The sequence below is a fragment of the Ulvibacterium sp. genome, from assembly GCF_965228935.1.
Classification (GTDB): Bacteria; Bacteroidota; Bacteroidia; order Flavobacteriales; family Flavobacteriaceae; genus Ulvibacterium.
Window position 1 is genome coordinate 3279285 of record NZ_OZ245846.1, and the last position, 26230, is coordinate 3305514.

The window sequence follows — 26230 nt, forward strand, 5'->3', positions numbered from 1 at the left end:
TGTGAAGTCAATTAAAAAAATTGCTTTTGGTGGTGGATGCCATTGGTGTACGGAGGCCGTATTTCAATCGCTAAAGGGTGTTGAAAAGGTAGAACAAGGATTTGTAGCTTCCGAAGGCGGAAATGAAACTTTTTCGGAAGCCGTGATCGTATCTTTTTTTCCCGATGAAATTTCGTTTCAGGATTTGGTACTTATCCATTTATTTACCCATGAAAGTACGGCGGACCATTCCTTTAGAAACAAATATCGTTCAGCAATTTATACGATGAATCCAAGGGATAAAGAAAAATTGGAAAGTATGTGGGGCGAGTTTCAGGCCCAATTCGAAGGGAAGCTGATTACAAAGATACTCCCATTCAAGGCCTTCTATCCCTCGGAAGAAATGTTTCAAAACTATTACTATTCGAATCCCGGGAAACCTTTTTGCAAAAAGTACATCGATCCGAAACTGGAATTGCTTCGGGAAAAATTTTCCAAAAAGATGGTTTCGAAAAAGACAGTTTAGTAGGTATCCCTGATTATCTCAAAAACAGATTGCATTCTTTTCTTGACTTCCGTGGAAGGGATTCTAAAGTGGTTGTTCATAAAGCTGAAAATCAAAGTTTTACCCGATTTGGTTAGAAGATACCCGCTAACACAATGGTTGTTTCCCAGACTACCGGTTTTCGCATAGATATAGGGATCGGGGTCTCCGGGATACCAATTTTCCAACGTACCGGAAACCCCTCCAGCAGGGAATAAACTGAACAATCTTTGCCTAGGGATGCGCTGGTACATCAGATGAAGAACATGTATCATGGATTGTGGCGTAAAAAGATTGTATCGGGAAAGTCCCGATCCATCGACCCATCTAGGGGGCTGTTTTAAGTCGGTCAACAAGCTGTCCAGAACGTAGTTACGTACCTTATCCGTGTTCAGGGTATCGGATAGGGTAGAAGAAGCTAGAATAAGCAGTTGTTCGGCCAGAAAATTATCGCTATCCATCATCATTTTGGCATAAATGGAATCGGATGGCATACTATATAGGATACTTTTTTGTCCTTTGAGTGGACTATGGGTAATGGAAACCTTTCGTTTCAGGGCATCCTCCAAGAGGTTTCGAATCAGGGCACTATCCAGCTTCAATGGAATTTCCGTCGTATCCTTTCTTGAGGGATTAAAATAGAACATGTTTTCACTTTCTTCCCGCTGCACGGCATAATCGATTGGAATTACCTTGTCCTTTAAAAGGGCGGGGGATACCTGTAGCCCCTCTTTTTCATAAACGGTAAGCACATTACCATATAAGGGAAATGGGCTGCGCTCGGCAGAATAATACCATTGGTAATCACCCCAGGACCAACCAGGTCCAAAACGTTCTTCTTGAAAATTATCCAGATACAGTGAAATGACATTGTACCCCTTTAGAAAATGTAGTGCGGTACTATCCCTAAAATAAGGATGCAGAAAAGAAGGGTCGCCCGTACCTTCTACAAACAAGGTATCACTTTGGAGCTTATATTTTAGGGAAGGTATACTATCCGGCAATAGATGTAAGGAAGCAAACAGCGTATAAATTTTCGTATTGCTGGCCGGGGTAAAGTATTTGGCACTATTATAGGAATAAATGGTATCCCTTTTCTCTGGATTTAAAACCAGGAATCCGGTAAATTGATTTTCAAATAGCTCGGAGTCCAGAACGGGACGAACTTTTTTTTGAATTATTCTTTTGGGGCTGGCACAACCCAATAAAACAATGGCTATGAAGCCTATGGACACTATCTTTCCCATAACCGTCCAAGATAAGGATATTATGCAAAACCGGAGGTCTATACTATTTTAACAAGAAATTATCTAATTTTTAACTGGATTGTACAATAAAAACCTCGCTTTTCTTGTTAAATTTGAGAATACGATCTAATCTCTAAAAACATTTAGGAATATGGCAAGAGCTATGCTCGAGTACACGAAAACTGTACTCAGAAAGGTTAGTTTTGATGCGAAACTCTTCCTCAAGGAGTTAAAAAAGGCAGTTACCAGATTACTGCCCGAAGAAATTGAGGAATTAAAACTCTGGTTAAAACAGTTTGTAACGGATAAGCCCGAGCTTCAAGAAGGGCTTCTTTATCTAAGAGCATAATACAAACCACCTTCGGGTGGTTTTTTTAATTCCAGGCAACCTTCCGGTAATTTTTCATCTTCTAAGAAAAAGGATGTGTTATGAAAGGAAACCTTTTCTTGTTTGTGTTTTTTGTACTGCTCTCTTGTCAAAACGATTCCACGCAACGGAATGTACCGCTGACAGCTAATCTACTGCATGGCAGCTGGCAACTGATCGAAACTTACATAAGTCCAGGAGGTAAAACGGATTGGAAGCCTGTTGAAAATGGGAACATTTTTACATTTGATAACGAAGGTGGTTTTGCACGAACCAATACCTTTAAGAATACACCCAATAGTGCTGGCACCTATGATTTAAATAACAATGTGCTAAAAATCACCTATACTAGGGACAGTAAGGAGGAGAAAGAGAACTTTATCGTTCAAATATCCGAGAATACCATGACCCTGTCCCCGGCAGGTCCTATATTTTGTTCAGAACCTTGTCTGTATAGATATAAAAGGATAAATTGACTTATTTGTTCAGGGGACTGATGATTTTCACGTCCTGGAACGCTATGGCTCCCCTAACGATGCCTGAAATAACATCACGCAGCGCCTCCGTAATCTGTATTTTGAGTTCGTTTTTGTGATAGATTAAACTGACCTCCCTCGCGGGCGGAGGATTGTCAAAGTATTTGAGGTTCCGCTTTTTTTTGTCATCCAGTTCCAAAGTATTCAAATAGGGAAGAAGCGTCATTCCCAAACCTTCATTGGAGAGGTTTATCAAAGTTTCAAAACTACCGCTTTGCAATTGAAAATGTTCGTCGTTAAAACTTTTTGGGGCATTGCAAAGATTAATGACCCCGTCCCTAAAGCAATGACCATCCTTCAATAAAAGAACATCGGAAATATCCAGATCCTCGGGATTTAGGTTCTTTGTCTTGGCCAGCCTGTGGTTCCTGGGCACATAGCCCACGAAAGGCTCATAATAGAGGGGCCGCTCTTTTATGGATTCTATTTTGAGGGGTGTTGCGGCAATTCCTGCATCCAAATGACCATCTTGGATATTTTGGATAAGTTGTTCCGTACTTTGCTCCCTGATTATAAGATTCACTTTTGCGTATTTCTTTATGAAAGTCTTTAAAAACATGGGCAAAAGTGTAGGCATAATAGTAGGAATAATGCCCAGGGTATAATCCCCCCCGATAAACCCTTTTTCCTGATCAACGATATCCTTGATCCGTTCGGCCTCGTTAACAATGTTCTTGGCCTGGGAAACGATTTTTTTGCCTACCTCTGTAATGGAGATGGGTTTTTTCTTGCGATCGAAAATCAATACATCCAGTTCATCCTCCAATTTTTGTACTTGCATGCTTAGAGTGGGCTGGGTAACAAAGCTTTTTTCCGCGGCCAACGTGAAATTCTGATACTCGGCGACTGCTAGCACATACTGTAGTTGGGTAATGGTCATAAGGTATAGTTTAATAGTATAAAATTATAAAAACTATTGATAAAATCTATATTAAAATACCTTTTTCATACATTAATTTTATACCACAATTTAAAATATAGAATTATGAAACTAAATAGTATTGGGCTTAACGCCGATAAATCCAAAGAATTGAGCAATGACCTCAATAGCCTGTTGGCCAATTTTCAACGGTATTACCAAAACTTAAGAGGGATACATTGGAACGTAAAAGGGAAGGGCTTCTTTGATCTTCATGTAAAATTCGAGGAATTGTATACGGATGCAAATGCAAAGGTAGATATGATCGCGGAGCGGGTCTTGACCCTTGGTGGAATTCCACAGCATACCTTTGAGGATTATATCGCCAATTCCAAGGTTCCCGTAGGCAAGAACGTTACAAAGGACGAGGATGCCATACGATTGATCGTGGATTCCCTTAAGGAACTTCTTATCATTGAAAGAAGGATTCTGGATGCTTCCGACGAGGCCCGTGATGAGGGTACCAATGCCATGATGAGCGATTTCATCACGGAACAGGAAAAGACGGTCTGGATGATGAAGGCCTGGTTGGCCGAGGAAATATAGCTGTATTGGCCAATAGTAACCAAAGGGCCGTAAGCTGTAAAGTCTTTTAACCAGATAATATCGAGACAAAAAGACCTCCCTTCAACAGGGAGGTTTTACAAAGTGATTTGGGTAATTTCAGTTTGAAATCGGCAGTACCGAATTGTTGATTTCGACTGCCGAATTGTTTCTTACTTCTTAATTTTCATTCCACTCCCTAAAATCAACGGTTCGGTCAAAGGGTTTGGGAAGCCCCCGTATACCTTCCCAATTTTGTTTCATCAAACGCTAAACGATGAAACAACTCATTCTAAGTACCGCACTTTTTTTTTCTGCACTACTCCCCGCACAGACCATAATTTCAGGTACAGTAATGGACAATAAGAAAAACCCGGTAACCGGGGCCAACGTGTATTTGGAAGGTACCTATGATGGTGCTTCGACCAATGAAAATGGCGAATTCAGTTTTGAGACGACCGAGACGGGTACCCAGAACCTGATTATTTCTATGATTGCCTATGAGACCTTTATGCAAGCGGCCGATGTCTCCTACTTTCAAAATTTGAAAATCACATTACAGGAGGCCATTAACCAATTGACCGGAGTTACACTAACCGCCGGCACCTTTGAGGCAGGGGACAATTCCAAGGTATCCGTATTGAAACCTTTGGATATAGTTACTACGGCAGGTGCCGCGGGGGATTTTGTGGGTGCCTTGCAAACCTTACCCGGAACATCTACCGTAAACGAGGATGGCCGTTTGTTCGTGAGGGGAGGTTCTGCAAACGAAACACAGGTCTTCATAGACGGACTTCGGGTGTTTCAACCCTTCAATGCAACCGCTAACAATATACCCACCCGAGGCCGATTTTCACCGTTTCTGTTCAAGGGGATTACATTTAGTACGGGGGGATATTCTGCTGAATACGGTCAGGCCCTTTCCAGTGTACTGCTCCTGAACACAACCGATGTCCCCGATCAAGAAAAGACGGATATTGCCGTAATGTCGGTTGGTGGGGGATTGGGCCATACCGAAATTTGGGGCAATGAATCCTTAAGTATCAATACCTCCTATATTAATCTATCGCCTTACCAGGCCCTTATTCCGGACAATCAGGGTGTTCGGTGGAACAATCCGTATACCTCCATATCCGGGGAAGCCGTTTTTAGGAGTAAGGGGGACAATAACATTTTTAAGCTCTATACCGGATTTAATCATGCCAATTTGGACATAGATCAGGAAGATATCAATTTTGAGGATTTTGTCCGTTTTCGCCTCCGCAACAACAATCTATATTTTAATGGAACGTACAAACATTTTTTTGACAATGCCTGGACCTTGTCCACCGGAGCCAGTATTTCATGGGACACCAATGCAATCGGTATAATCGACGATGCTATTGATACCAAGGAAACGGCCTCGCACATAAAGCTGAAACTCAAGAAGAACTTTAGCTCAAAATTTCAACTGAATTTTGGATCGGAGTACTTTTTGACCGACTATGAAGACACCTTTGCCGGGCAGGACGACTTTGTTTTTACCAGTGGTTATACCGATAATCTGGCGGCACTCTTCTCCGAGGCCGATATTTTCTTTAGCAACCGTTTTGCCCTAAAACTGGGCGCACGGGCCGAATATTCCGATGTGCTGAAAGACTTTAACCTGGCCCCAAGACTTTCATTGGCCTATAAAAGCAGTGAAAAGGGACAATTCTCGTTGGCCTATGGGGATTTTTACCAGAATCCAATAGCGGATTATTTACGATTCAATCAGGAACTTTTGACCGAAAGGACCTCGCATTATATTCTAAACTATCAATATTTGGGTGATGGAAAGACCTTTAGGGCCGAGGCCTTTTATAAGGATTATGACAACTTGGTAAAGTTTGATACACAACAGCCCCAATTCAATTCCAGTTTCAATAACCAAGGGGAAGGATACGCCACAGGATTGGACGTGTTCTGGAGAGATAACAAAAGCATAAAATATCTGGATTACTGGATTTCCTATTCCTATTTGGACACCGAAAGGGACTTTCAAAATTTTCCCGAACGGGTAACCCCCAATTTTGCAGCCAAACACAATTTCTCCGTCGTGACCAAATATTGGGTGGACAAATGGCGTTCCCAAGTCGGACTTTCCTATACCCATGCCTCCGGTCGTCCTTACGATAACCCGAATACACCGGACTTCATGGCCGAAAAAACCAAGGCGTTCAATAACCTTAGTTTCAATTGGGCCTATTTGATCTCACAACAGAAAATTCTCTATTTTTCCGTGAACAATGTATTGGGTTTCAATAATATCAATGGATACCAATATGCGGACACGCCGAACTTGGAAGGTGTTTTTGACCGTCGTACCATTCGTCCACCGGCGGACACCTTCTTTTTTGTCGGTTTCTTTTGGACCATTAGTACCGATGGAAAAAGCAATCAGTTAGATAATTTGTAGCTCTCCAAAAAGATAACGTCAATTCATTTCTGCATTTTTAAGTAATAATCCGCGGAATGTTTCCCGGAACCATAAAACACAAAAAATAGGCAAAGCAATAGGACAACGGAAGCCAGAATAAGGTTTGTTGCGTTCATCTCTCCCAAAAAGTTGACCAATATGGCCCCGATCAAAATGGGCAACTGGGCAATGACCGCCCATCGGGTAAGCAGACCTACCACAATAAGAAATCCTCCGACAAAATGTGCCGGGGCCACATAATGCAATATCAGCATACCCCCTGGCATATTTTCAAAGGGTCTGATGACTTCCTCCATTTGTTGCAGGTTGGACATAAAATCGATGCCTTTCATAAAAAGGAAAACCCCCAAGGCAACACGTAAAAGATCAAGTGGATAATAGGTATGGGCATTCGCCCATTTGTTTAAGGTTTTAATTCTTCCCATGGCGAAAAGTTGTTATCTACCTGTAAAAGGTAAGGTTGTAGAACTATAAGATACTCATTTTTAACGAGATATAAAAATTGTATTTTTTCTTTATATCGCTCTATGAATGGAAAAAAGTCTGGAACAATTTTTGGTAACTGATTTACATGACCAGTAACATACTTCGCATATTATGGATTCTGCCTCCATTGGCAATGTTATCCCTTTTCATTAATGGGTCATTGAAAACTGCGCATAAAGACCGGAAAGAGATGGAAAAGATTACCATTCCACACAATTCGTCAAACAAAAATGACCAAGTATCCAATTTGTCCGTTGCACGTGGGAAAACCGATATATTGGCCTATTTTGATAGATTGATTGCCAACGAACAAATTATAGTGGGGCAACATTGTGGTAATTGGCCAGATGCCATCCGGTCTTATTACAATACCCATGTAGATGTTTTGGCCGATTTAACAGGGAGGCATGCGGGCATCATAGGGGCCGATCTGGGTTTTTTTCCAAGCGGAACCTACCCGGTAAAAACCTTGATCGATCACTGGGAACAAGGTGGACTGGTTGCTGTTAGCTGGCATGCGGATAATCCTTTTATAGAAGGTTATGATACGTATTGGAATACTGTGAAAAACAAAGGTAAAATCGATTTAAAATCACTTTTAAAAGATGCGCCAAAAACCAAGGCTTGGGTTAGCTATAGAGTTGAATTGGACAAGGTGGCCGGAGCCCTTCAAAAGTTGAGGGATGCCGGGGTAACCGTTATGTGGCGGCCCTTCCATGAAATGAACGGTGACTTTTTTTGGTGGGGTATTGACGCTTATAACAACCAACAGACCAATGAGGAGGACTTCAAAGCCTTGTGGATAGATCTTTATCAAACCCTGACCTATGACTATGGTTTGGATAATCTCATATGGACCTATTCCGTAATTCCAGATAGAGGTTGGAATGCAGACGTTTCTGCATACTACCCCGGTTCGGATTATGTGGACTTGGTGGGGATGGATTATTATGGAGCTGCTCCCGACTTCCCGGATTACAAGGCTTTAAAATCCTTGGGTAAAACAATTGTTGTGAGCGAATCCGGCCCCATGGATCAGGGCAATGGGAATTGGAATATGATGGATTTGATCAATACCTTAAAAGGGAAGGCGGCCTATTTTTTGCAATGGCATAGCGGTCGGGATACAAAAATGGCCATAAGGGACAATAGGAACATCTTTGAAATGATGAACAGCAAAGCCGCGATTACAAGGGATGAGTTGATGCCTATTTCTTTTTAGACTTCTTTTTTTTACTGCTTTTGGCCAAAGGATTGAAATCCAGACATAGTTGGATCCAATAGTCCAATTCCTTATCCGTATCGATACCCTCGGCCGAAATATAAACATAGCCTTTCATAACGCGCCCAGTAAAGTCCATCTCGCCACAATGTGGTCTTTGCAAAGCCTTTTCGTAATTTAGGTCCCCGACTCGGCACATCAATCGGGGCGCATCGGTCTTTTTGTCCGTATCCAGACCAAAACACATTTTCCCATCGATCATAAAACACAAGCCGCCAATCATTTTCTTTTCCTCAAAATGGATCGATTTCTGTTTTAGGACTTGCCGGGCGCGGTCGGCCAAAAATTCGTCATATGCCATTGTATTCTTTATTTTAGGTTATACCATATTCTTAGTTATATACTTTCCAGTTTTTTTAGGATCCATTCCCGTTCGCTTTTGGTGGTTTTCAGGGCCGCCGCTTTTTGCAAATGATCTCTTTGCTTGTTGCTATCAGAACCCGAATAGAGTTCGGCCAGCAACAGATGGTATAGATGGTTTTCTTTCAAATCTATTTTTAGGGCCTCCTTAATGGCCTCTTTTCTGCTTCTGGCCCTGGCCAGTGCATACGTCCGGTTTAAAGCTGCCATGGGAGAATATTCAATTTGTAACAGCCGGTTATAAATTCGTAAAATATTTTCCCATTTTTCCTTGGGATCCATTTGGCTTCGGGTATGCCAATACGCAATTATGGCCTCCAAATGATATTTGGTGATTTCATCCCCATTTCTGGAGCGACTTAGAAACAACACTCCTTTTTTTACAAGTTCCTTGTCCCATATGGATTCATTCTGGTCCGCATAAACAATTTGCGCTCCCTTCTCGTCCATTCGGGCCTCGAACCTGGAGGAATGAAAACAGAACAACGCCATGAGAGCATTGGTCTGGGGCAAGTTGGTCAATTTGGAATTCAGCAACATGTAATTTAGCCGCATGGCCTCCAAACAAAGTTCCTTGCGCAAACGTTTCTCCGAGCTAACAGAATAATAGCCTTCGTTAAAAAGAAGATATAATACCAAAAGAACATTTTGTAACCGGTTTTTTAAGTGGCCGGAATCGGGCATGGTCAGATCTACCTGATGTTGCCGAATCTTTTCCTTGGCCCTGTACAATCTCTTGTTAATGGTTTCCGGATTGCTTAAAAAGGCTCCCGCAATTTCCGCTACCCCGAATCCACATAATATCCGTAAGGCCATGGCAATTTGGGCTTCGGAAGAGATGATCGGATTGCAGATGGCGAACATCATTTTGAGTTGGCTATCCTGAATATTGGAATCGGACAGATCTATTTCAACGGCCTGGGAAACATGGGATTTATGCGATAACTCGGGCTTTATTTTTTCCCGAAATATTTTTTCCCGCTTAAAGGTATCGCGTGCCTTGTTCTTGGCTACCGTATATAACCATGCGGTGGGATTATCGGGAATTCCCTTCATCCCCCAAGTTTCCGAGGCCTTTAGAAAGGTTTCGCTGACCAGATCCTCGGCAAGCTGGATATTGGAAAGACCAAAGGTTTTGCATAGCACCGAAACAATTTTACTGAATTCGGTACGGAACAAGTGAGGTATGAGTTCTCTGGTCGGCATGAATTAAAAAATAAAAACGTCATTGCAAAAACTAGTCTTAGGTTGCTCTAGAAAGCAATCTATAGACATAACATCTTATACAAAAAATTATTCCGTGTTCGGTTCCCTAAAAGAATACTTGCAATGACGTTTAAAAGTTACATATCAAAAACCATCACATCGCGGACTTCGACCTTTCCGGTTGGAAGAGAAAGAATGGGACACCCTTCGGACAGTTTAAAGGCCTCATCCAAATCCTTGGCTTTTACGATGATATAACCACCTACTATTTCCTTAAGTTCGGCATAAGGTCCATCCGTCACAACGCCATCCGCAGTTACGGTCTTTCCTTGTGTTCCCAGGGCATTGGTGGCTACAAATTTTCCTTGGGCGGCAATTCCGCCGATCCAGTCCTGCCAAATTTGCATCACTTCCTGCATTTCCTCAGGGGTAGGGGCCTTGTTGTCAGCATCCTCGGTTCTAAAAATCATCATAAATTCACTCATAATTTCTATAATTTTGTTTGTTATATGTTTGAGGGACGATCCAATTTCTTGGAATAGGACATAAAGTTGCAAATTTTTTGTGAGGGATTCTTATGATTCCTTGATAATGAAGAATGGCAAAGTGTTGGCAAGGGGTTTATTCCAAAAAATCTTTTGCGAAATATCCCTAAGATTGCAATTCCTATTTTTCCTGTGGGCCAAATCACTTTCAACTAACGGATTCCTATGCCGGTTAACCGTTAGGTGATTTTATCCTTGTTCTATTTTTAAAATAGATTTATCATTTGTCCAATACGGCAGATTTTACAATTTGACCGATTGTTGACAGTTGCTTTTTGGGATTTGGTTTCATACCAAAGACTACTCTTAGGACATTAAACCGCCTTATGATAAGCCAATAAAATAGGATGATGGTCGCTAACGAGAGTGTGGTTATCCAAATGGCCTGTGCCCAATAGGAGATTTCCCATTGTAGTACAACATGGCCCACAAAAATCAAGGCAGGTTGATGCAATAAGTAGAAGGGATAAATAGCTTCATTTAATACTTTTCTATACCTATGGTCCCGAGCAAAGTACTTTTGGAAGTATCCCAAGGCCGTCAACCCGCAAGACCAAGCGGCTACAATGCTTACCACCATGTACATGTAATATCGAACACTTTCGTTATCAATCAAATAAATGGTAATGAAGTAGATAGCGCTACTAATGAGGGTCTGGGCTAAATATAATCGTCGTTGCTGGGTCATGGCCTCAATTACCGTGTTACTGGTAAACAGCATAAACCCACTTAAAAAGAATAATAGATAGTAGACAAAATAGGCCCAGTCGTTAGCTAACGCGTGAGTACTATTCGGGAAATACTGTCTCAAATAGATTTGGGACAAAATGATAACTGGTAAGACCAGGTTCAATCCCATTTTTTTGGAGGCCATCTGAATTAGCCTACCTCTAATCATGTTATAATGACCGCTTCTGGTATAGTTTAAAAATGGGGCAATCAGGAAGGATATCAAAAGTAGATATAAAATAAACCATAGGTGATGCCATGAAATGTTTCCGGCCGGGTAAGGGCCACCATCAAACATATGGGGGATAAAGTTCCACAAAGAGCCATATTTATCTATGCGTTCAACATATACCATAAGAGGAACCAAGGTAAAGAAGCCGAAAGTGAACGGGATGTACAATCTTCTAAGTCGTTCCTTTATATATTGCCAGGTAGTCCTATGGCCGATGGCATAAAATGTTCCGATCCCTGATACCAGAAAAAGAAGGGGCATTCGCCATAAGTGTAACCACGACATGATCGGGTCTAAGAATGGAAAACTCTCAATGCTGTTCACATGCCACTCTTCTGGTCTGAAGATCATACCCACATGGAAAAAGAATACGCTTATGATCAAGGCAATCCTCAACCAATCAACGAAATATTTTCTTGTTTTTTCGGGCGTTGTTTGTGTGCTCATTGTCGTTTGTTTTTTGATTATGAAACAAAGCTATGGTTGAACAAGCGTTACAAACGACTTTCCCTATAAGCGCGATGTTCGTACTTATCGGGAAGTACAAAAAAAGACTGATTATCAATTTATTACGAATCTCTAAAGGAAGAAGGGGTTTCCGAGGTAATCTTCTTAAATGCGGAATTAAAGGCCGATTTGGAATTGTATCCTACCCGCTCGGCCACTTCCTCAATGGTCAATTTTTTGCCCATGTCCGTTTTAAGGATGGCCTTGGCCTCCCTTACTCTATAGGTCGCCAAAAGTTCAAAAAAAGACTGGTCCATTTTCTCGTTGATGACTTGGGAAACATGGTGTGGTGTTTCGTGAATGGCCTTGGCCAATCCTGATAGCGAAGCTGTACTCCGAGTAAAGTATTTTTCATTTTCCATTTGGGAAACAATATTTTCCAGGATACTATTTTTTTTGACCTCCTCCAACGATGATTTTTTATACTTAAGGGTAGGGACTTCCAAAAAAGTGGAGACTTCATCATAATAGTTGGATCGGTTCATAATCTGCACCGTGGTAATAAAGATCATAAAGGATAAATAGAGGAAGATAAAATAGTCTCCGACATCATTTTTAAACAAAAGCTTAACCAGTATGAAGATTACAACAACTATCAATGCATGATAGGAGATATTGCGTACGGATTTGAGCGTTTTGTTTGTAGTCCTTACCAAAGGCTCTCCCATAGCCCTGGCCTTTAGTACAAGCTTCCTTACTCCTAGAGCAATGTAAACAATAAAATAGATTCCGGTCAAAATATTGACATAGGACCGGATTCCCAAGGGGTCGTCCGAAAACGGAGGGTACTCCTTAATTTTGGGAATATTCAATTGCATTACCTCAATAGAGTCGTTGTATTTCACTTCTTCGGGCTGTAGGAAATAAAACATACAGATGCCGAACCAAAGCATTGAAGGGATGAAATGCAGCCAGTATCTTTTTTTTCTGTTGGGCGATAACTGCGTATCCACGAAAAGATAAAGCAGACCCGCCATCAAAAAATTTAGGGGCTCGGAAAAATTGGACAACCATAAAAACTTGAAAATATATCCGGTATAATTTAACCATCCCTCTAACATAACCAACGCCAGGGAGAGAATAAAGAGACCCATAAAAAGATTGGGAAAGTTTTTCCTTAGCGATTTTTTGATGATAAAAAAGGAAATAAAAAGCCCAAGAAAGACCCCGAGAATAATGATTACAGCTATAAAGTCGATATGTATGGGTATGTCCATAAGTCTAAATGCTTGATAATAATCTCGCTAAATGGGGCACAAGGACGGCATGCAATACCATGGTCTCTTTGATGGTCGCACCTATGTAATAGCCTAATTTAGTTCCTTCCAAATCCTTTCTATCAAGGCCTTGGTTGCCCTAATCCCTTCGGGTTCATTTATATGCTCGCCCTCGAATTCGATACCGATATAACCATCAAAACTAGAATCCTTTACAATTTGGAGCAACCTATCATAGTCCATAATGGTCTCGTTACCGGCCGTGTCAAAATCATAGGATTTGGCACTGACACCTTTCGCGTACGGCAAAAACTCTGTAAGGCCTTGATACCGATCATAAACCTGATTACAAGTATTGTTCTGAGTACTTCCCCATTCTTTGTTCAGGCACCAATTGCCAAAATCGGGCAAGGTTCCCAAATAGGGGTTGTCTACGGCCTTGATAATATCGGTTATGTATTTTCCATCCGAGGTATGAAGACCATGGTTTTCGATAAGAACATTCATTTTTTCCATGGCTCCATATTCTGCCAATGCTCCCAAACCCGATATCAAGGGTTGTTTTAATTCCGCTTTGGTTCCCTGTCCAAAAGCGTTTACACGAATGGAATGGCAGCCCAGGATCTTGGCGGCATGGATCCACTTATAGTGATTTTCCACGGCCTTCTTTCGCTCATTGTCCTTTGGATTTCCAAGATCTCCTTCATTGTCCACCATGATCAAGAGGCTTTTTACCCCAGAATCATCGGCCCTCCCTTTCATGGTGTTCCAAAAACCTTCATCTGTGGCATGATCCACATAAAATTGATTTACATATTCCACAGCTTCGATGCCATAGGTATCCTTTGAGATATTCGCAAAGTCTATGGCCAATAGGTTTCCTTTTTCCAAGGCCCTGTGCAAGGACCATTGGGCCAGGGAGATTTTAGGTGCTTTCATTTCAGGGAAGTTTAATGGCGATAGATTTCCAAAAACCGGGACCGTGGGGAGGGAAATGGCAGTGGCACCCATGGCCGCTTGTTTTAAAAACGTTCTTCGAGTTTTCATTTCAGTCGGTATTGATTACTACAAAGTAGTCAATAATTTAGGCTTATGAAAGAATAATGGTTTATCGTTTTTTCATATACTCCGAAATGGCCTTGCTTCCTGCATCGTGTCGTTCCCCAAGTTCCTTGATGATTCGGTCGTGATCATTTTCCCTGTTCTGGGATAGCTTGTACTTTGCCTGTATGTCCGAAATCTCAATTTGAAAACCTACAACACCCTTAACTTGTCTTAATGTTTTGGGTGACATCTTTTGCAATGAAATCGGATTTTTTGAACCTTGTTCATATTTGTCCACTAGTCTGTGCAAAGAAGCCATCACCGTTGCTTCATCGAGGATTTTTGGTTTTCCGTATACGTGAACGGCAATGTAGTTCCAAGTGGGTACTTCCTCTTCTTTATACCAGGAAGAGGAAACATAGGCATGCGGGCCATTGAAGATACAGAGTATCTCTTCATTTTCGGAAAAAGCTTTCCATTGGGGGTTGGCCTTGGCGATATGACCTACGAGGATATCCTTTCCATTTTCATTTACCTCAAGCTCCAACGGGATATGGGTTGCCCATGGTTTGCCCTCATAGCGATTTACCAAAATACCAAAACTGTTTTTACGGATGAAATCCTTGATTTCGTCCCAATTTTCGTTTTTGTTGTGTTTGGGGATATACATTATGGGTGCTGTACGGAGATTAATACGGGTAGATGATCAGAAATATGTTTGTTGTTTTCCATACGGTCGTCAATATGGATATATGTCCCCACCTTGAAATCTTTAACGAAAATGTAGTCGATGCGTTTGTCCACGATTCTGTTAGGATCAAATCCATTGGACGTTCCGGTAGGGCCATAAAATGGTTTTTGGGCCACCTCCTGTCCATCCAAAAATTTACTTTGCAGATACTGTATTGGCGCCGTATCGGGAGTAAGGTTCAAATCGCCCATAACCACGACCGGAAGTTTTTCCTGGTTGACTTCCTTTATTTTTTTTACAAGGAGTTCAGCGGATTTTGCTCGTGCCACCTTTCCTACATGATCAAAATGGGTATTGAAGATGTAAAGCTTCTTACCGGTTCCTTTTTCCTCAAATAATCCATAGGTACAAATACGTTCCAAGGCGGCGTCCCAGCCCACTGAAATTTTGTTAGGGGTCTCCGAAAGCCAAAATGTATTACTCTTTAATACCTTGTAACGGGAGGAATCATAAAAAATAGGAGAGTATTCTCCCTTTTGTCTACCGTCATCCCGGCCGACCCCAATATAGGCAAAACCTGTTAGGGCACTATCAATATAGGTCAATTGCCGATGCAATACTTCTTGGGCACCGATGAAGGAGGCTTCATAATGTTTTAGCAATTGAACAAGAGCTTCCTTACGATAGTTCCAATTATTTATGGTATCGCTTGTGTTATCATATTTGATGTTGTAGGTCATTAGCTTAAGATCCTGACCTAGTGATGCGTAAAACAAACACAATGAAAAAGCTGTGAGAAATCCTTTTTTTGTTTTCATGAATTTTAGTCCAATTTAGTTGTTATCAATTTTAGTTTTCCCAACCTTCCTCTTGGGGATACCTTTACTAATGCCCTTTTGGGGGCCTTATAGCTGAGCCATAAAAGGTCACCTTCTATTTTCCATTTTACATATACCGGCCCTAACGGATGTGCCACGGTGCCCTCGGCCCACTCCAATGTGGCTGATTGGGGCATTATTTCTATGTGGTTCGGGTCAAAAGGGGTATGGAACCCCAGATTTACCCCAAGTACTTCCGTGGAAAGAAAATAAGTAGGATGACCACTCCATGCATGACTGGATGTACCCTGGTTTCCTGAAATATCAAAGTTTTCCCATACGGTTGGTTTTGCCGAATGTAGGGCCATAGGCCCCCAATGTTTTTCCATGAAGTATTCTGCCAAATCGGTTTTCCCGTTTTGATAAAGTAGGGCGAACAGATAGAATGCGGAATAGGGGGTTATTTTACGTTTTCTGCTGATGTTCCCGATATCCATAAGTTCCTGCTCCAGCAACGCCAGTACGGATTGCTTTTGCCCACTATCCGCAATATCATAAAGTAAGGGCCAAATATTGGAGGTAAGATGACTTTCAGCAAGGAGGACGTCGGATTTAGTACCATCCCTATATACTCTTTTCTTAGAGTCCCAGAGTACCCTGTTTATATTTTTTTTTAACTGCTCGGCCTCTTTTTTGAAATAGTCCTTATCCTCGGGAAACCCGAAGAGTTCCGCCCACTTTGCTGTGATTTGCATAGCATGTACTAAGAGTGCCTGATATGCGGTCATTGCCGCGTTCTCCCTATTGATGTCCGTCCATTCCAAAAACACTCGTGATGCGGGGATCAGTCCGTTTTTGTCCTTTTTTCGGATATGGTTCCGAAGGAGGGAGGTATAATTGGTATAATATTTTTGGGCCAAGTGCCAATTGTTTGTATAAGTACAATAGTAATCTAGGGTCACCTGGGTCAGTAAGGGAAAATCATTGTGTCGGTTTTCCTTTCCGGTCATCATTTCTTCCCTATACATATCTTGAAATACTTTTAGGGAATAGGCCACCAAACGTAAATCACCACTGGCGGCCATGGTAATGGCCGTCTGGGGCAACATGTCGCCAGCGTACAGGCCACGTTCCCGAAAGGGGGTATCCGTATAGGTATCTTCGGCGCAAAGTTGCAATGTACGCCATCCGGCATCCCATATTTTATTGAATATTGGGTCGCTACATTCAAAGTGGCCTATTTTTTCGAAAGGATATACCTGTCGTACCACGCCTACTTTGGTAAGCGTAACGGGACGGTCGTGTCCACTAATGTTGATATGCATATATTTTAACCCGTAGGGCTTAAAGCTTTCATATCTTTTTTGGCCCTCTGAGGTAATGAAACGCAGGCCTGCACCGACTTGAAAACGTTTGTAAAGCCATGGAAAACCATTTTTGTCCAATTCTTCGCTAAAACCGATATCTATTTGTGTTCCGCTGGGGAAATCCCCCTCAATGAAAATCCTGCCCAATTGGGTTTCCGACATCTCATAAAAAAGTGCGATCCCGTTTTGGGAAACCGGAATAACGCTATTTCCCTCAATAGTTGTTTTAGGGACAAAACGCTGTGTGGTATCCACGACTTTCCATGCCAAATCCCGGGCTGGTTGATTGGCATCATTCCCCCTGTGTTGTATTTGCCATTTTCCCAAAACCGTATTTTGGAGCAACTTAGGAACATTGGAGGTAAGATTCATCTGTTCAATACCCTTTTTTCCCTTTTCATCATAAAAGGGGCCATAGGTTCTGAATAGATCCTGTGAGCCCTTCTCTTTAGAGGAAGAAAGTGTCAATCCGGCATTGTTCGGTACGGCCATGTAATAATCCCATGACCCCCAAATAATACCATAGCGGACCGCATAAGCGTTCCATCCTTTTTTAAGATTCAGGGTATACTGCCTACGGTAACTTTCCTTTTCTTGAATGCTGTCTTTCTTTATCAGTTGGCCGTTTAGATAGTGATCTCCCCACCAAAGTCCTACGGAAACATTTTGGGTAATAGGGGAGTGGATATAGGTATACGCAATGGCAGGATTTGAAGTATTGTATGCTTTCATATCACTGTCCGGGGTGGATATTCTAAAGGAATAGATATCCTCTTCATTGGCCAGGGGGTAAGCTGCCATTAGCCGTAAAGGTCTTATTGAGGCATTAGTCAATTTTGGGATAGGTCTTGGTTTGAAGCTCCCCCATATTTTCTGATCCTTTAAGGGAACCGGGGCGGTCCAGCCCTTGGTTGTGGTTTGGGGTAGATTCCAATCCCATTCGTCACGACTGTCCCAATTCTCTATAGCTCCGGTGGCAAAGGAAAATCGAGGAGCGGTTTGATCATAGCCCGTGGATTTTTTACATAACCAATCCTCATCGATGGAAAGATCTATTTCACGGTCCTTCAATTCGATGTTTCCCCAAGCCGTAAATCCGCCTTTATGATCAAATAACTGGTAGGTGAGCATTCCATTGGATAGTGCCTTAACACCAATTACATTTTCTCCTGGTTTAAGGTAAGGTAAGAGATTGTAGGTATCGTATTGTGGATTGGCATGAAAGGAACGTATTGGGCCAAAACCAACGTAATTTCCATTGACATAAAGTGCGTATCTGGAATCTGCATAAAGATGCAGTTCGGACTTTTTGGGCATTTCGTTTAGCGTAAATTCCCTCCGGAAATAAACATACTCATTACGTTCCCCACCTTCCGGGCGTACCCATACCAACTTAGGTTGGAAGGACTGGGCGATGACCGGCAACCTAATGAGAAGTGCAAAAAGAATAAAAAGTCTTTTCAAGGGATGTTTCCAAAAATTCAATGGTAAGTTAGGCATAATACCGTAAATTTATTTCGTGAAAATAAAGGGATATTTACATCAGATCCATCCTGTTCTTCCTGTAAAGGATGTGGTGGAAGCTTTGGACTTTTATGTCAATCGGTTAGGGTTTAAAATCGCGTTCGCGGATGATTCCAAAAACCCAAAATACGCTGGAATTTTAAAGGATGCCGTTGAAATACATTTGCAATGGCATGATGCCGCGGAATGGGAGTTGGCGGTAGATCGACCTATGTTGCGTATTGTGACCGAAAATATAGAGCAACTTTATGCGGAATATTCAGAAAAAGATGTTTTTAATGCCCATACACTCCTAAGGGAGACGGCCTGGGGTACCAAGGAATTTGCGTTTTACGATCCTTTTAAGAATGGGTTGACTTTTTACCGGGATATTTGAATTGGATTTGTTTTTCCAATTCATTTGATTCTTTCAAAGAATCCGTTCAAAACCGACTAGTGGTGGTCGGAATTCTCATAATGTTCCTTGATCAAGTTTCTTCCAAAGTCACCATCAAAGTCCCGCCACACACTATGTATATGATTGGCATTGCTCTGGGTATTATCGAATTCGATTAAAAACGTCTTTCCCTGAATACGATAATAGTGCGGTTGTCCTAAAACGGTCGCCCCTGCCCATCCAAAATGGATATCGTCCAATTGTTCATTCTTTAGCTTGGCCATACGTTTCTTGGCCAATTCCTCGGGCATTGCCGAAAGGTATTCATAGATAAGACTCAAGAGCAGTTTCTTCTGATTCTTTTCCAGATCTTTTGTAGCGATACCTGTGAGATCCAAAGGTTCTACGGAAGTTTCCACAAAGGTGATGATTTCGTTCGGCGCTGTTTCGCTAAAGATAGCTTTTTCCCTTTGCGAGGCATCTAATGCATTAATAAGTTCCAGGGCAATGTCCTGTTCTTTTTCTAGCGTACGCTCCCCCTTTCTTTTCCCCTGTTTGATTACGGCCGGGGAAGCTCCAAAAAAACGGGGGGTAAAGGAAACCTTATCCTGGGTTATGGCAAAGTTCAATGATATGTGATGTCCTTCAAAGGACCAACCCCATAGATTATCCTTTTTAGGGTTACCATAAATGGTTACATAATATTTCTCGGAATCCCGCATGGTACTGTTCCCGTCCATTTCCAAAAGCACATCCTCCAAGGCTATGATTTTCATGGCCTTAGTATAACCGGATTCACTTAGGTGCTGTCTCAACATGGCATGAAGCAATGTTTTTTGGGAATCGTTCAATTCCTTGAGTGAGACGCCTTCACGTTGCCACATGGATGCAGGGAAAAAGTGCCAGCTCTCACGTAAAGGGTCGTCAAAGGCCAATTGTGCTTTGGCCAGTTGTTCCTTGTTCAAGGAGTTCAAAAAGTTGAGCACATGGTCCTGTGCTACACTTTGAGCGGAATACAAAAGGACCATTCCTAATATGATCCATACACTTTTTCTCATGATTTTGGTTTTGTTGCGTTTTAAATGTACGGACATTTTTCCAAATCGATTCTTTTTATGGTATTTGATAAAGAGGTAGTGGTTTGTCATCCCTAACAATTTAGTTACAAAAGGCAAAACCAGGGAGATTCCCCCTGGTTCGCAAGTATTGGTTAGTGTAAGAAGTGATGGGCACCCATGCAATCATTGACCGGCTGGCTGGACCTGCCCGTCCGAGCTGCTAAGATCCGATCTAAATACCCATAACTCCTGGGTGTCGCCGTCTGTCGTTGCCTCAAATTCCTTTAAAAACCCGGCAAAGCTCCCAGAACCATGCACTTCCTCATACCACTGTGGAAATTGATCCTGTTCGCCCATCCAGGCGGATTTGTCAAAAAAATCCACCCAGACCATATCCTGACCGTCCATATTGCTTAACTCATTGAAGTATACCCCCCATTGATGATCGGGATCCTTTGTTTTAAACACTTTATGGACCTTATCCAGAACGGACATAAACTCCATTCGTTTGAATCGCTTAATGTCCAGCATAAAAATGGAAAGGTTCTTTAAGGCAAAATCCTTGGAAAAGTTGGAATAGGTCATATCGCCCTTCCAATACGTGGTTTCCATTTCGGCATATGCATGGGCCGCTACGTTGGCATTCCAGTCTTTGGTATGCTCTTCGCCATAGTCGTTGGCCTCGTCCATAGCGGCCCAAGCCGTTGGTCCCATACTCCATATATATTTGCCCGAATTTTTTCCGCTCGCTATCCAAAATACACTGATTTGTCCCGCTCCATCCGCATGATATTTTTTATTATGTGCCGCCACGCCGGCTTCAAATACTTCAATCTTGTCCGGTTGCGGGGTGATCATAACGTTCATAAAAAGGGGAGCGGGTTGGCTCTCCTGGGCTACAAATAGGAAAGGGATCAGGAAGGATGTTAAATACATTAGTTTTCTCATTTTTATAGTTTTTATGGTTAATACTCTTATAAAACTTCCACTGCACAGCGGTAAACAATTTTGTTGTGCTAATTATTTTATTGCGATGGCGGCACTAGTTGGACCTGTAAGCGGCATTACGGAAATTTTCTTAAAACCAGCTTCTTTTACCAATTCGTTAAAATCCGACATTGAAAAATCGTAACCTTCGGAGGTTTCAATAAGCATATTCAACGACATCAGGAGACCAAAGGCATTTTCACTTCTATTATCATCGATGATACTTTCAATAACGATAAGGGCACCCCCCTCTGGCAAAGCTTTATATGCCTTTTTTATGAGCTTGAGTTTATCCTCTTTTCCCCAATCATGCAGTACGTTCCCCATCGTAATCACATCCACTTTTGGAAAATCCTCGGTAAAAAAATCTCCAGAATTGATAGCTACCCTATCTTCCAAACCCATATTTTGAATGTTTTCCTTCGCAATGGGCTCAACGGGAGGCAAATCAAAAGATGTACATTGCATATGTTGATTATGAAGTGCTACTTGTGCAGCAAGGAAACCTCCGGCGCCCCCAATATCACATAGCGTTTTGTAGTTTGAAAAATCAAAGTTCTTGGCAAATACCACAAAATTTCCCATTTGAACCCCGGCCATGGCCGACACAAATTCCCGGAGTTTTTCAGGATCAGCATAGATTTCCTCAAAAATTGACTTCCCTCCGTTTTTTGTTTCATTTTGGGGTAATCCAGTTTTTAGGCCTTCTTCCAAATCGTTCCAAAAAAGATACAACCGGTTGTTGCACATTTCCAGGATGCCTCCTATATAACTTGGTTTATTCTTGTCAAGAAACAGATCGGCATCCTCTGCGTTCCTATACAATGCTGTCTCCCGGAGGCCTATTCTTTTCAAAAAGCCCAAGGCTACCAAGGCATCCAAAAAGTCGTAAAGGTTTCGGGAGTGGAGCCCAAGTCTAGACTGAATTTCATTACCGGATAATTCTCTTTTTGCCAGAATGGTAAAAAGTTCCATATTCACTGCTGTAAGCAAGGTCTTGGTAGCAAAAAAACCGGTGCCGAGCTGCATGATTTTTGAAGGATCTACTTGTTTTATAGCGGTTGTGTCCATTTGAATTGTTTTATGGTGTCCATCGCCCTTTATAAAAGCTTTGACAATGGTATCCAAGGAGGTTTTTATGGTTTTTCTTCTTCTTCTTCAGAGCTATTCTTTTGTGCTTCAATTTGTTGTAGGGCCAGAACTATTTCAGTAGGATCCCAATACCCTAATTCTCGGACAACCTTACTCTCTACAAAACGATAGGTAAGGTGAATGGGAATTTCAATTTCCTGTCCTGTTGCGGCCAAGGTACCTTTCCAGTCCAACCAACAATTCACCCAAGTCTCCCCGTCATCGGTGACTACCATTTCATATTCTTGGTCCTCTGCCTTAAAACCTCTACTGGAATAATTGACATCGTTTTGTTTGTGGTAATCCATGGCCTCACTAGGAGACATTGCCTTTTTCCTGGTATTAAGGAATGTTTTTGAGGTATCCGCATATATACCGGTATCGTAATTTTTGTTGTTGTAGTTGGCAATATGCTTTTTAACCGCATCGATTTCCGGTGAGTTTTGGGTGTAGCGTACTGGTCCTTTGGGCTGGCAAGCGATAAAGAGGAGTACTACGAGATTTAAAAAAAGTACTTTTTTCATTTTGATTTATTTTTAAGGTGAGTCAATGAATTAAAAACCCCGACAGCTTTTATGGACAATCGGGGAATATCGATTTAATTTGCCGGTGCATAGGCCATATCGGGTCGCATACGTCCTTCAAAAGCCTCATATTTTTCTAGACTTGACATGAAATCGGTATAGGTTTTTAACCAAACTTCGCCCAGCATCTCATTGTTCTGGGCTATTTTATTGGAATAATCGGCGGCGTCCTTGGCCGCTATGGCCACCATGTAAAATTCCCCTCGGGTGCCAAAGCCACTGCGATATACCCTGTATTCCAGTTGGGAACCCTTACTTTGAAACAAATCCTTTATGGCCTGTACTTTTTTCTTTACGATTGCCCTATTGCCCGGAGTATAATGGAAGTAGTGAAATTTCCTGTAATCCTCGCCTTCCGGGGTCTGCGTAATACCTCCGGGCATATAGGAAAGCTCTTCGTCCAGGTGTATGATATAATTCTGTTCAATGTCATAGCACTTGTCCATGCGATCAAAAAGAGCCCCCATTTTGTCCGCTCCCATTTTTTCGGCCAAGGTGGCAAAAAGCGGTTTATCCAATTGGGCCATGTTTTCAATGGGCCCTACCCATAAATAGCGATTGTCGGTAGTATTGGCCACTATAGAATTCATTTCTTGGATACTATGTTTTTTCATATTATCGGTAAGTTCCTTGCAGACGGTTTCGTATTCCGATACCATGGAAGGTTTTACCACGTCCTCGTGAACCCAAAAGGCTTGGGATTTACTCTTGTCCTGTGACATACAAGGCATGACAAGTAAGGCAAATGCAATAATCGTAGTTGTTTTTAGTGTTCTCATAATCGGTTTTAGTTTTAAGTGATTAAAGTTTTATTCCAGTATTGGAGGGTTCAAGGTGTAGCCCAGTTGCTGTAACAAATCGAGTTCATTGTAATAGACATCTTCTCGGGATAATACGCCATCATCAGTAAAATGCAAATGGGAAAAACCCTTCATTTTAACTTTTTTCCCCGTAGGGGCTACCTCCCCATAAATACCCGTATTCGTGCCACTGGAAGTCCATTCCAAAAATGCTTTGTTATTGTTGATGGTCAAGGTGTCCAATGTGATCTTCAAATCGGGGAAGGCCGTAAAAAAAACATTCATATGTGCCTGCATCTCCCTTTTGGAAACCGCAATCTGTATCCCGTTGAGATGTCTCACAAAGTTTTCCACGGAAATCTCGGTCAAAAGGGTAGTATCCTGATTATTCCAGCAGGAATCCACCAAAACACCAAGATTTGCCCGTATGGTACTGTCTTTGGGACTTAACCCGATATTAGGTGCGTTCTTTTGCCCCAACTCACTACAGGAGAACACACAAAAAAGAAAGACTAGGAGTAACAGAACTGCTATCTTCATAATAATGGCGTGTTTAATACCGGTGTCCATTACATTCAAGGTACGCCCTTCTTAGAGGGCACGTACATACGGTAGGACGAAACGGCATTTTTTTTGTCCCAACACCCACAATATTTTATCGAACAGGATTTACCTATTTTGTTGTATATTTAACAATGCTCATTTCCCCCGGTGAGGACCAACCCATGAAATGAGAGAGCGTTTTTTAAATGCTGTTTTTATATTTGGCTTTTCTATTTTGAATTGCGGTCCGATCTTTGCCCAATTGGTCAACTTTAACCGTGAAAACCCCTACAAAAAAGTCTTTGTAGCTACCGATAATTTTGGCCCTTCCTATTTGGATGTTTTGGAGAGGGCCTACCCAATGGCACGGCCAGATTCCCTAAAGTTCGAAATACTAAACGACCTCGCCTATTATTGGCATACACGTAATCTTGTTACGGCATTGGATTTTACCAAAGAGGGACTTCACTTGGCCTCAGACAACCAGGATTCGTTGTGGGAGGGAAGGTTTCAAATTACCCAAGGATCTATTCTGTTGCGGATGGAAAAATTGGACAGTGCCGAGGTGGTTTTGGAAGCGGCCAGGACCAAAGTACAGCCAAGGGATTTGGCCTTTTTAAATACACAGCTGGGTTATGTCTATGAACGAAGGGGTCAATTGGATAGGGCTGCCGACTACGCCATGGAGTCCCTTAATCTGGGAGTAGGATTAAATGATAAGAAGGCCCTGGCCTTGGCCTATAGTGACTTGAGCAATCTTTTTTGGAAGCAGTCCAAGTTTGAGACCGGACTGGAGTATGGGCTTAAATCGCTGAAAATATTTGAGGAGAGAAACCTCAATGATTTGGATTATGATTTTACCCTGTATGTTGTAGGCAACAACTATTTGGCCCTAAAAGAACATGAAAAGGCCAAAAAGTATTATGAGCATGCGATTACCATTGGGGAGCGCTATGGTTTTTATAATAATCTGAGCGATGTATATATTTCCCTAGTGGATCTGTATGCTTATCTAAATGAATTTGAAAAAGCGGCACAAGCCGGTGAAAATGCCTTGAAGTATGCCAATTTGCTGGAAAACAACTTCATGGTCATGCGTTCTTGGCTTTCCATCGGGAAATTGCAAAATTTACAGGGCAAATACATATCCGCCATCGAAAGTCTGCAGAAATGTATTGAAGTGGCCACAGCGGATTTTGGGGATGAGTATTACTTAAGCCAGGCCTATGAAACATTGGGAAAGGCCTTCGCGGGGAATCATAATTATAAGGAGGCCTACCAGGCCTTCGCGGAATACGATGTTTTAAAAAATCGCATATTCACCGCCGAAGCTGACCGACGTATCTCATTACTTAAAACGGAGTTTGATGTAATGACCAAGGAAGGCACCATTCAACTTCAGGAGGCCGAATTAAAAAAGCATCGAACCCGGCAAACCATGGTAATCATTATTGCCGGTTTGTTATCGTTACTGCTATTTTTGTCCTATAAGGCCATTCAGAACAATGTTAAGAAAAATAGGTTACTCCAGCAACAGAATCGGGAAAAGGAATTTTTGCTGAAGGAAATCCATCATCGCGTAAAGAACAATTTGGAAATCGTATCCAGTCTATTGGCCCTTCAATCTGCAGAAATCAACGACCCGAAGATTATAGAGGCCATGCAAGAAAGCCAAAACAGGGTTCATAGCATGAGCATGATCCATCAAAATCTCTATCAGGGCAAGAGTCTCTCCTCAATAGAAATGAAAGGCTATTTTGAAAACTTGGCCAATTATGTTTTGGATGCCTTTGGTGTGGAAAATCGAGTTAAAGTACTGTTTGAAATGGAACCTTTGGAACTGGATGTGGACACTGCGATTCCTATCGGTCTTATCGTAAACGAACTCTTAACGAATTCCTTGAAGCATGCATTTCCTAATAATAAAGCGGGAAGCATACGGATTGGATTGCATAAAAAAGATACTCAGTTATACATGAAAGTAGCTGATAATGGGGTAGGCCATACCAGTTATGAAAAAATGCAGGGTTCGGGTTTTGGAACGCGACTTATTCAATTACTGACCCAGCAATTGGATGGAAAAATTAACATTGCCATAGATAAGGGAACCCTGGTTTCCTTTGAATTCCAGTATATTAAAGCAGCTTAGT

At 41.9% G+C, this 26230-nt stretch carries 26 protein-coding genes; 8 read left to right on the forward strand and 18 right to left on the reverse strand.

Features of this window, described 5'->3' with window-relative positions:
• Window position 1: 1 nt before the first annotated feature.
• A complete protein-coding gene (locus ACO06Y_RS13785) occupies window positions 2-505 on the forward strand; it encodes a peptide-methionine (S)-S-oxide reductase (RefSeq protein WP_422079562.1) in 504 nt (167 codons plus the stop codon).
• On the opposite strand, the gene ACO06Y_RS13790 is transcribed toward ACO06Y_RS13785, so the two are convergent.
• Complete coding sequence (locus ACO06Y_RS13790; protein ID WP_422079563.1) at window positions 502-1770, reverse strand: D-alanyl-D-alanine carboxypeptidase/D-alanyl-D-alanine-endopeptidase; 1269 nt, start codon at window positions 1768-1770, stop codon at window positions 502-504. The genes ACO06Y_RS13785 and ACO06Y_RS13790 overlap by 4 nt on opposite strands.
• 151 nt (window positions 1771-1921) lie before the next feature.
• Between ACO06Y_RS13790 and ACO06Y_RS13795 the strand changes: the two genes are divergently transcribed.
• Window positions 1922-2119 (forward strand): hypothetical protein, encoded by a 198-nt coding sequence (locus ACO06Y_RS13795; protein WP_422079564.1) that lies wholly within the window; start codon window positions 1922-1924, stop codon window positions 2117-2119.
• Window positions 2120-2199: 80 nt separating this feature from the next.
• Window positions 2200-2613 (forward strand): lipocalin family protein, encoded by a 414-nt coding sequence (locus tag ACO06Y_RS13800; protein WP_422079565.1) that lies wholly within the window; start codon window positions 2200-2202, stop codon window positions 2611-2613.
• 1 nt (window position 2614) lies between these two features.
• Here ACO06Y_RS13800 and ACO06Y_RS13805 read toward each other — a convergent pair whose 3' ends face one another.
• Window positions 2615-3553, reverse strand: a complete 939-nt coding sequence (locus ACO06Y_RS13805) for a LysR substrate-binding domain-containing protein (protein WP_422079566.1) — start codon at window positions 3551-3553, stop codon at window positions 2615-2617.
• Window positions 3554-3658: 105 nt separating this feature from the next.
• On the opposite strand from ACO06Y_RS13805, the gene ACO06Y_RS13810 reads away from it, so the two are divergent.
• Both ACO06Y_RS13810 and ACO06Y_RS13815 read left to right on the forward strand, forming a co-directional pair.
• The gene (locus ACO06Y_RS13810) at window positions 3659-4138 is read left to right on the forward strand and encodes a Dps family protein (RefSeq protein ID WP_422079567.1); all 480 of its coding nucleotides are present in this window, start codon (window positions 3659-3661) and stop codon (window positions 4136-4138) included.
• Window positions 4139-4412: 274 nt separating this feature from the next.
• On the forward strand, window positions 4413-6572 hold the full coding sequence (locus ACO06Y_RS13815; protein ID WP_422079568.1) for a TonB-dependent receptor: 2160 nt from the start codon (window positions 4413-4415) through the stop codon (window positions 6570-6572).
• A gap of 23 nt (window positions 6573-6595) precedes the next feature.
• Here the strand turns inward: ACO06Y_RS13815 and ACO06Y_RS13820 are convergent, their stop codons facing one another.
• Window positions 6596-7018, reverse strand: coding sequence for a DoxX family protein (locus tag ACO06Y_RS13820; protein WP_422079569.1), 423 nt, complete (start codon window positions 7016-7018; stop codon window positions 6596-6598).
• Window positions 7019-7164: 146 nt separating this feature from the next.
• Here ACO06Y_RS13820 and ACO06Y_RS13825 point away from each other — a divergent pair, with 146 nt between their 5' ends.
• A complete protein-coding gene (locus ACO06Y_RS13825) occupies window positions 7165-8301 on the forward strand; it encodes a glycosyl hydrolase (RefSeq protein ID WP_422079570.1) in 1137 nt (378 codons plus the stop codon).
• Here ACO06Y_RS13825 and ACO06Y_RS13830 read toward each other — a convergent pair.
• From ACO06Y_RS13830 to ACO06Y_RS13870, 9 genes are all read right to left on the reverse strand, one after another.
• Window positions 8288-8662, reverse strand: coding sequence for a TfoX/Sxy family protein (locus ACO06Y_RS13830; RefSeq protein ID WP_422079571.1), 375 nt, complete (start codon window positions 8660-8662; stop codon window positions 8288-8290). The genes ACO06Y_RS13825 and ACO06Y_RS13830 overlap by 14 nt on opposite strands.
• A gap of 35 nt (window positions 8663-8697) precedes the next feature.
• Complete coding sequence (locus ACO06Y_RS13835) at window positions 8698-9927, reverse strand: RNA polymerase sigma factor (protein ID WP_422079572.1); 1230 nt, start codon at window positions 9925-9927, stop codon at window positions 8698-8700.
• A gap of 137 nt (window positions 9928-10064) precedes the next feature.
• The gene (locus ACO06Y_RS13840; RefSeq protein ID WP_422079573.1) at window positions 10065-10412 is read right to left on the reverse strand and encodes a YciI family protein; all 348 of its coding nucleotides are present in this window, start codon (window positions 10410-10412) and stop codon (window positions 10065-10067) included.
• 280 nt (window positions 10413-10692) lie between these two features.
• Window positions 10693-11880 (reverse strand): acyltransferase family protein, encoded by a 1188-nt coding sequence (locus ACO06Y_RS13845; RefSeq protein WP_422079574.1) that lies wholly within the window; start codon window positions 11878-11880, stop codon window positions 10693-10695.
• Window positions 11881-12002: 122 nt separating this feature from the next.
• Complete coding sequence (locus ACO06Y_RS13850; RefSeq protein WP_422079575.1) at window positions 12003-13157, reverse strand: helix-turn-helix domain-containing protein; 1155 nt, start codon at window positions 13155-13157, stop codon at window positions 12003-12005.
• A 93-nt stretch (window positions 13158-13250) separates the two neighbouring features.
• Window positions 13251-14204 (reverse strand): sugar phosphate isomerase/epimerase family protein, encoded by a 954-nt coding sequence (locus ACO06Y_RS13855; RefSeq protein ID WP_422079576.1) that lies wholly within the window; start codon window positions 14202-14204, stop codon window positions 13251-13253.
• Between the two features lie 61 nt (window positions 14205-14265).
• A complete protein-coding gene (locus ACO06Y_RS13860; protein ID WP_422079577.1) occupies window positions 14266-14871 on the reverse strand; it encodes an FMN-binding negative transcriptional regulator in 606 nt (201 codons plus the stop codon).
• The gene (locus tag ACO06Y_RS13865) at window positions 14871-15710 is read right to left on the reverse strand and encodes an endonuclease/exonuclease/phosphatase family protein (RefSeq protein WP_422079578.1); all 840 of its coding nucleotides are present in this window, start codon (window positions 15708-15710) and stop codon (window positions 14871-14873) included. The genes ACO06Y_RS13860 and ACO06Y_RS13865 overlap by 1 nt, the downstream gene beginning before the upstream one ends.
• A 5-nt stretch (window positions 15711-15715) precedes the next feature.
• Window positions 15716-18577, reverse strand: a complete 2862-nt coding sequence (locus tag ACO06Y_RS13870; RefSeq protein WP_422079579.1) for a trehalase family glycosidase — start codon at window positions 18575-18577, stop codon at window positions 15716-15718.
• A gap of 19 nt (window positions 18578-18596) precedes the next feature.
• Between ACO06Y_RS13870 and ACO06Y_RS13875 the strand changes: the two genes are divergently transcribed.
• On the forward strand, window positions 18597-18977 hold the full coding sequence (locus ACO06Y_RS13875; RefSeq protein ID WP_422079580.1) for a glyoxalase superfamily protein: 381 nt from the start codon (window positions 18597-18599) through the stop codon (window positions 18975-18977).
• Window positions 18978-19033: 56 nt separating this feature from the next.
• On the opposite strand, the gene ACO06Y_RS13880 is transcribed toward ACO06Y_RS13875, so the two are convergent.
• The 6 genes from ACO06Y_RS13880 to ACO06Y_RS13905 all read right to left on the reverse strand — a co-directional run bounded on the left by ACO06Y_RS13880 (window position 19034) and on the right by ACO06Y_RS13905 (window position 24077).
• A complete protein-coding gene (locus tag ACO06Y_RS13880) occupies window positions 19034-20035 on the reverse strand; it encodes a DUF3500 domain-containing protein (protein ID WP_422079581.1) in 1002 nt (333 codons plus the stop codon).
• A 183-nt stretch (window positions 20036-20218) separates the two neighbouring features.
• Entirely contained in the window at window positions 20219-20983 is a 765-nt protein-coding gene (locus ACO06Y_RS13885; RefSeq protein WP_422079582.1) for a hypothetical protein, read from the reverse strand.
• A gap of 72 nt (window positions 20984-21055) precedes the next feature.
• The gene (locus tag ACO06Y_RS13890) at window positions 21056-22093 is read right to left on the reverse strand and encodes a methyltransferase (RefSeq protein ID WP_422079583.1); all 1038 of its coding nucleotides are present in this window, start codon (window positions 22091-22093) and stop codon (window positions 21056-21058) included.
• A gap of 65 nt (window positions 22094-22158) precedes the next feature.
• The gene (locus tag ACO06Y_RS13895; protein WP_422079584.1) at window positions 22159-22677 is read right to left on the reverse strand and encodes a nuclear transport factor 2 family protein; all 519 of its coding nucleotides are present in this window, start codon (window positions 22675-22677) and stop codon (window positions 22159-22161) included.
• A 74-nt stretch (window positions 22678-22751) separates the two neighbouring features.
• On the reverse strand, window positions 22752-23516 hold the full coding sequence (locus ACO06Y_RS13900) for a hypothetical protein (protein WP_422079585.1): 765 nt from the start codon (window positions 23514-23516) through the stop codon (window positions 22752-22754).
• A 30-nt stretch (window positions 23517-23546) separates the two neighbouring features.
• Window positions 23547-24077 (reverse strand): ester cyclase, encoded by a 531-nt coding sequence (locus tag ACO06Y_RS13905; RefSeq protein WP_422079586.1) that lies wholly within the window; start codon window positions 24075-24077, stop codon window positions 23547-23549.
• Window positions 24078-24267: 190 nt separating this feature from the next.
• Between ACO06Y_RS13905 and ACO06Y_RS13910 the strand changes: the two genes are divergently transcribed.
• Window positions 24268-26229, forward strand: coding sequence for a tetratricopeptide repeat-containing sensor histidine kinase (locus ACO06Y_RS13910; protein ID WP_422079587.1), 1962 nt, complete (start codon window positions 24268-24270; stop codon window positions 26227-26229).
• Window position 26230 lies beyond the last annotated feature (1 nt).

Coding starts and splice junctions, on each gene's coding strand:
- ACO06Y_RS13800 (WP_422079565.1), top strand. CDS start 2,200: ATGAAAGGAAACCTTTTCTTGTTTGTGTTTTTTGTACTGCTCTCTTGT.
- ACO06Y_RS13900 (WP_422079585.1), bottom strand. CDS start 23,516: ATGAGAACACTAAAAACAACTACGATTATTGCATTTGCCTTACTTGTC.
- ACO06Y_RS13825 (WP_422079570.1), top strand. CDS start 7,165: ATGACCAGTAACATACTTCGCATATTATGGATTCTGCCTCCATTGGCA.
- ACO06Y_RS13805 (WP_422079566.1), bottom strand. CDS start 3,553: ATGACCATTACCCAACTACAGTATGTGCTAGCAGTCGCCGAGTATCAG.
- ACO06Y_RS13830 (WP_422079571.1), bottom strand. CDS start 8,662: ATGGCATATGACGAATTTTTGGCCGACCGCGCCCGGCAAGTCCTAAAA.
- ACO06Y_RS13845 (WP_422079574.1), bottom strand. CDS start 11,880: ATGAGCACACAAACAACGCCCGAAAAAACAAGAAAATATTTCGTTGAT.
- ACO06Y_RS13840 (WP_422079573.1), bottom strand. CDS start 10,412: ATGAGTGAATTTATGATGATTTTTAGAACCGAGGATGCTGACAACAAG.
- ACO06Y_RS13885 (WP_422079582.1), bottom strand. CDS start 20,983: ATGAGAAAACTAATGTATTTAACATCCTTCCTGATCCCTTTCCTATTT.
- ACO06Y_RS13795 (WP_422079564.1), top strand. CDS start 1,922: ATGGCAAGAGCTATGCTCGAGTACACGAAAACTGTACTCAGAAAGGTT.
- ACO06Y_RS13855 (WP_422079576.1), bottom strand. CDS start 14,204: ATGAAAACTCGAAGAACGTTTTTAAAACAAGCGGCCATGGGTGCCACT.
- ACO06Y_RS13860 (WP_422079577.1), bottom strand. CDS start 14,871: ATGTATATCCCCAAACACAACAAAAACGAAAATTGGGACGAAATCAAG.
- ACO06Y_RS13850 (WP_422079575.1), bottom strand. CDS start 13,157: ATGGACATACCCATACATATCGACTTTATAGCTGTAATCATTATTCTC.
- ACO06Y_RS13815 (WP_422079568.1), top strand. CDS start 4,413: ATGAAACAACTCATTCTAAGTACCGCACTTTTTTTTTCTGCACTACTC.
- ACO06Y_RS13835 (WP_422079572.1), bottom strand. CDS start 9,927: ATGCCGACCAGAGAACTCATACCTCACTTGTTCCGTACCGAATTCAGT.
- ACO06Y_RS13870 (WP_422079579.1), bottom strand. CDS start 18,577: ATGCCTAACTTACCATTGAATTTTTGGAAACATCCCTTGAAAAGACTT.
- ACO06Y_RS13810 (WP_422079567.1), top strand. CDS start 3,659: ATGAAACTAAATAGTATTGGGCTTAACGCCGATAAATCCAAAGAATTG.
- ACO06Y_RS13895 (WP_422079584.1), bottom strand. CDS start 22,677: ATGAAAAAAGTACTTTTTTTAAATCTCGTAGTACTCCTCTTTATCGCT.
- ACO06Y_RS13910 (WP_422079587.1), top strand. CDS start 24,268: ATGAGAGAGCGTTTTTTAAATGCTGTTTTTATATTTGGCTTTTCTATT.
- ACO06Y_RS13890 (WP_422079583.1), bottom strand. CDS start 22,093: ATGGACACAACCGCTATAAAACAAGTAGATCCTTCAAAAATCATGCAG.
- ACO06Y_RS13905 (WP_422079586.1), bottom strand. CDS start 24,077: ATGAAGATAGCAGTTCTGTTACTCCTAGTCTTTCTTTTTTGTGTGTTC.
- ACO06Y_RS13790 (WP_422079563.1), bottom strand. CDS start 1,770: ATGGGAAAGATAGTGTCCATAGGCTTCATAGCCATTGTTTTATTGGGT.
- ACO06Y_RS13820 (WP_422079569.1), bottom strand. CDS start 7,018: ATGGGAAGAATTAAAACCTTAAACAAATGGGCGAATGCCCATACCTAT.
- ACO06Y_RS13880 (WP_422079581.1), bottom strand. CDS start 20,035: ATGAGAAAAAGTGTATGGATCATATTAGGAATGGTCCTTTTGTATTCC.
- ACO06Y_RS13865 (WP_422079578.1), bottom strand. CDS start 15,710: ATGAAAACAAAAAAAGGATTTCTCACAGCTTTTTCATTGTGTTTGTTT.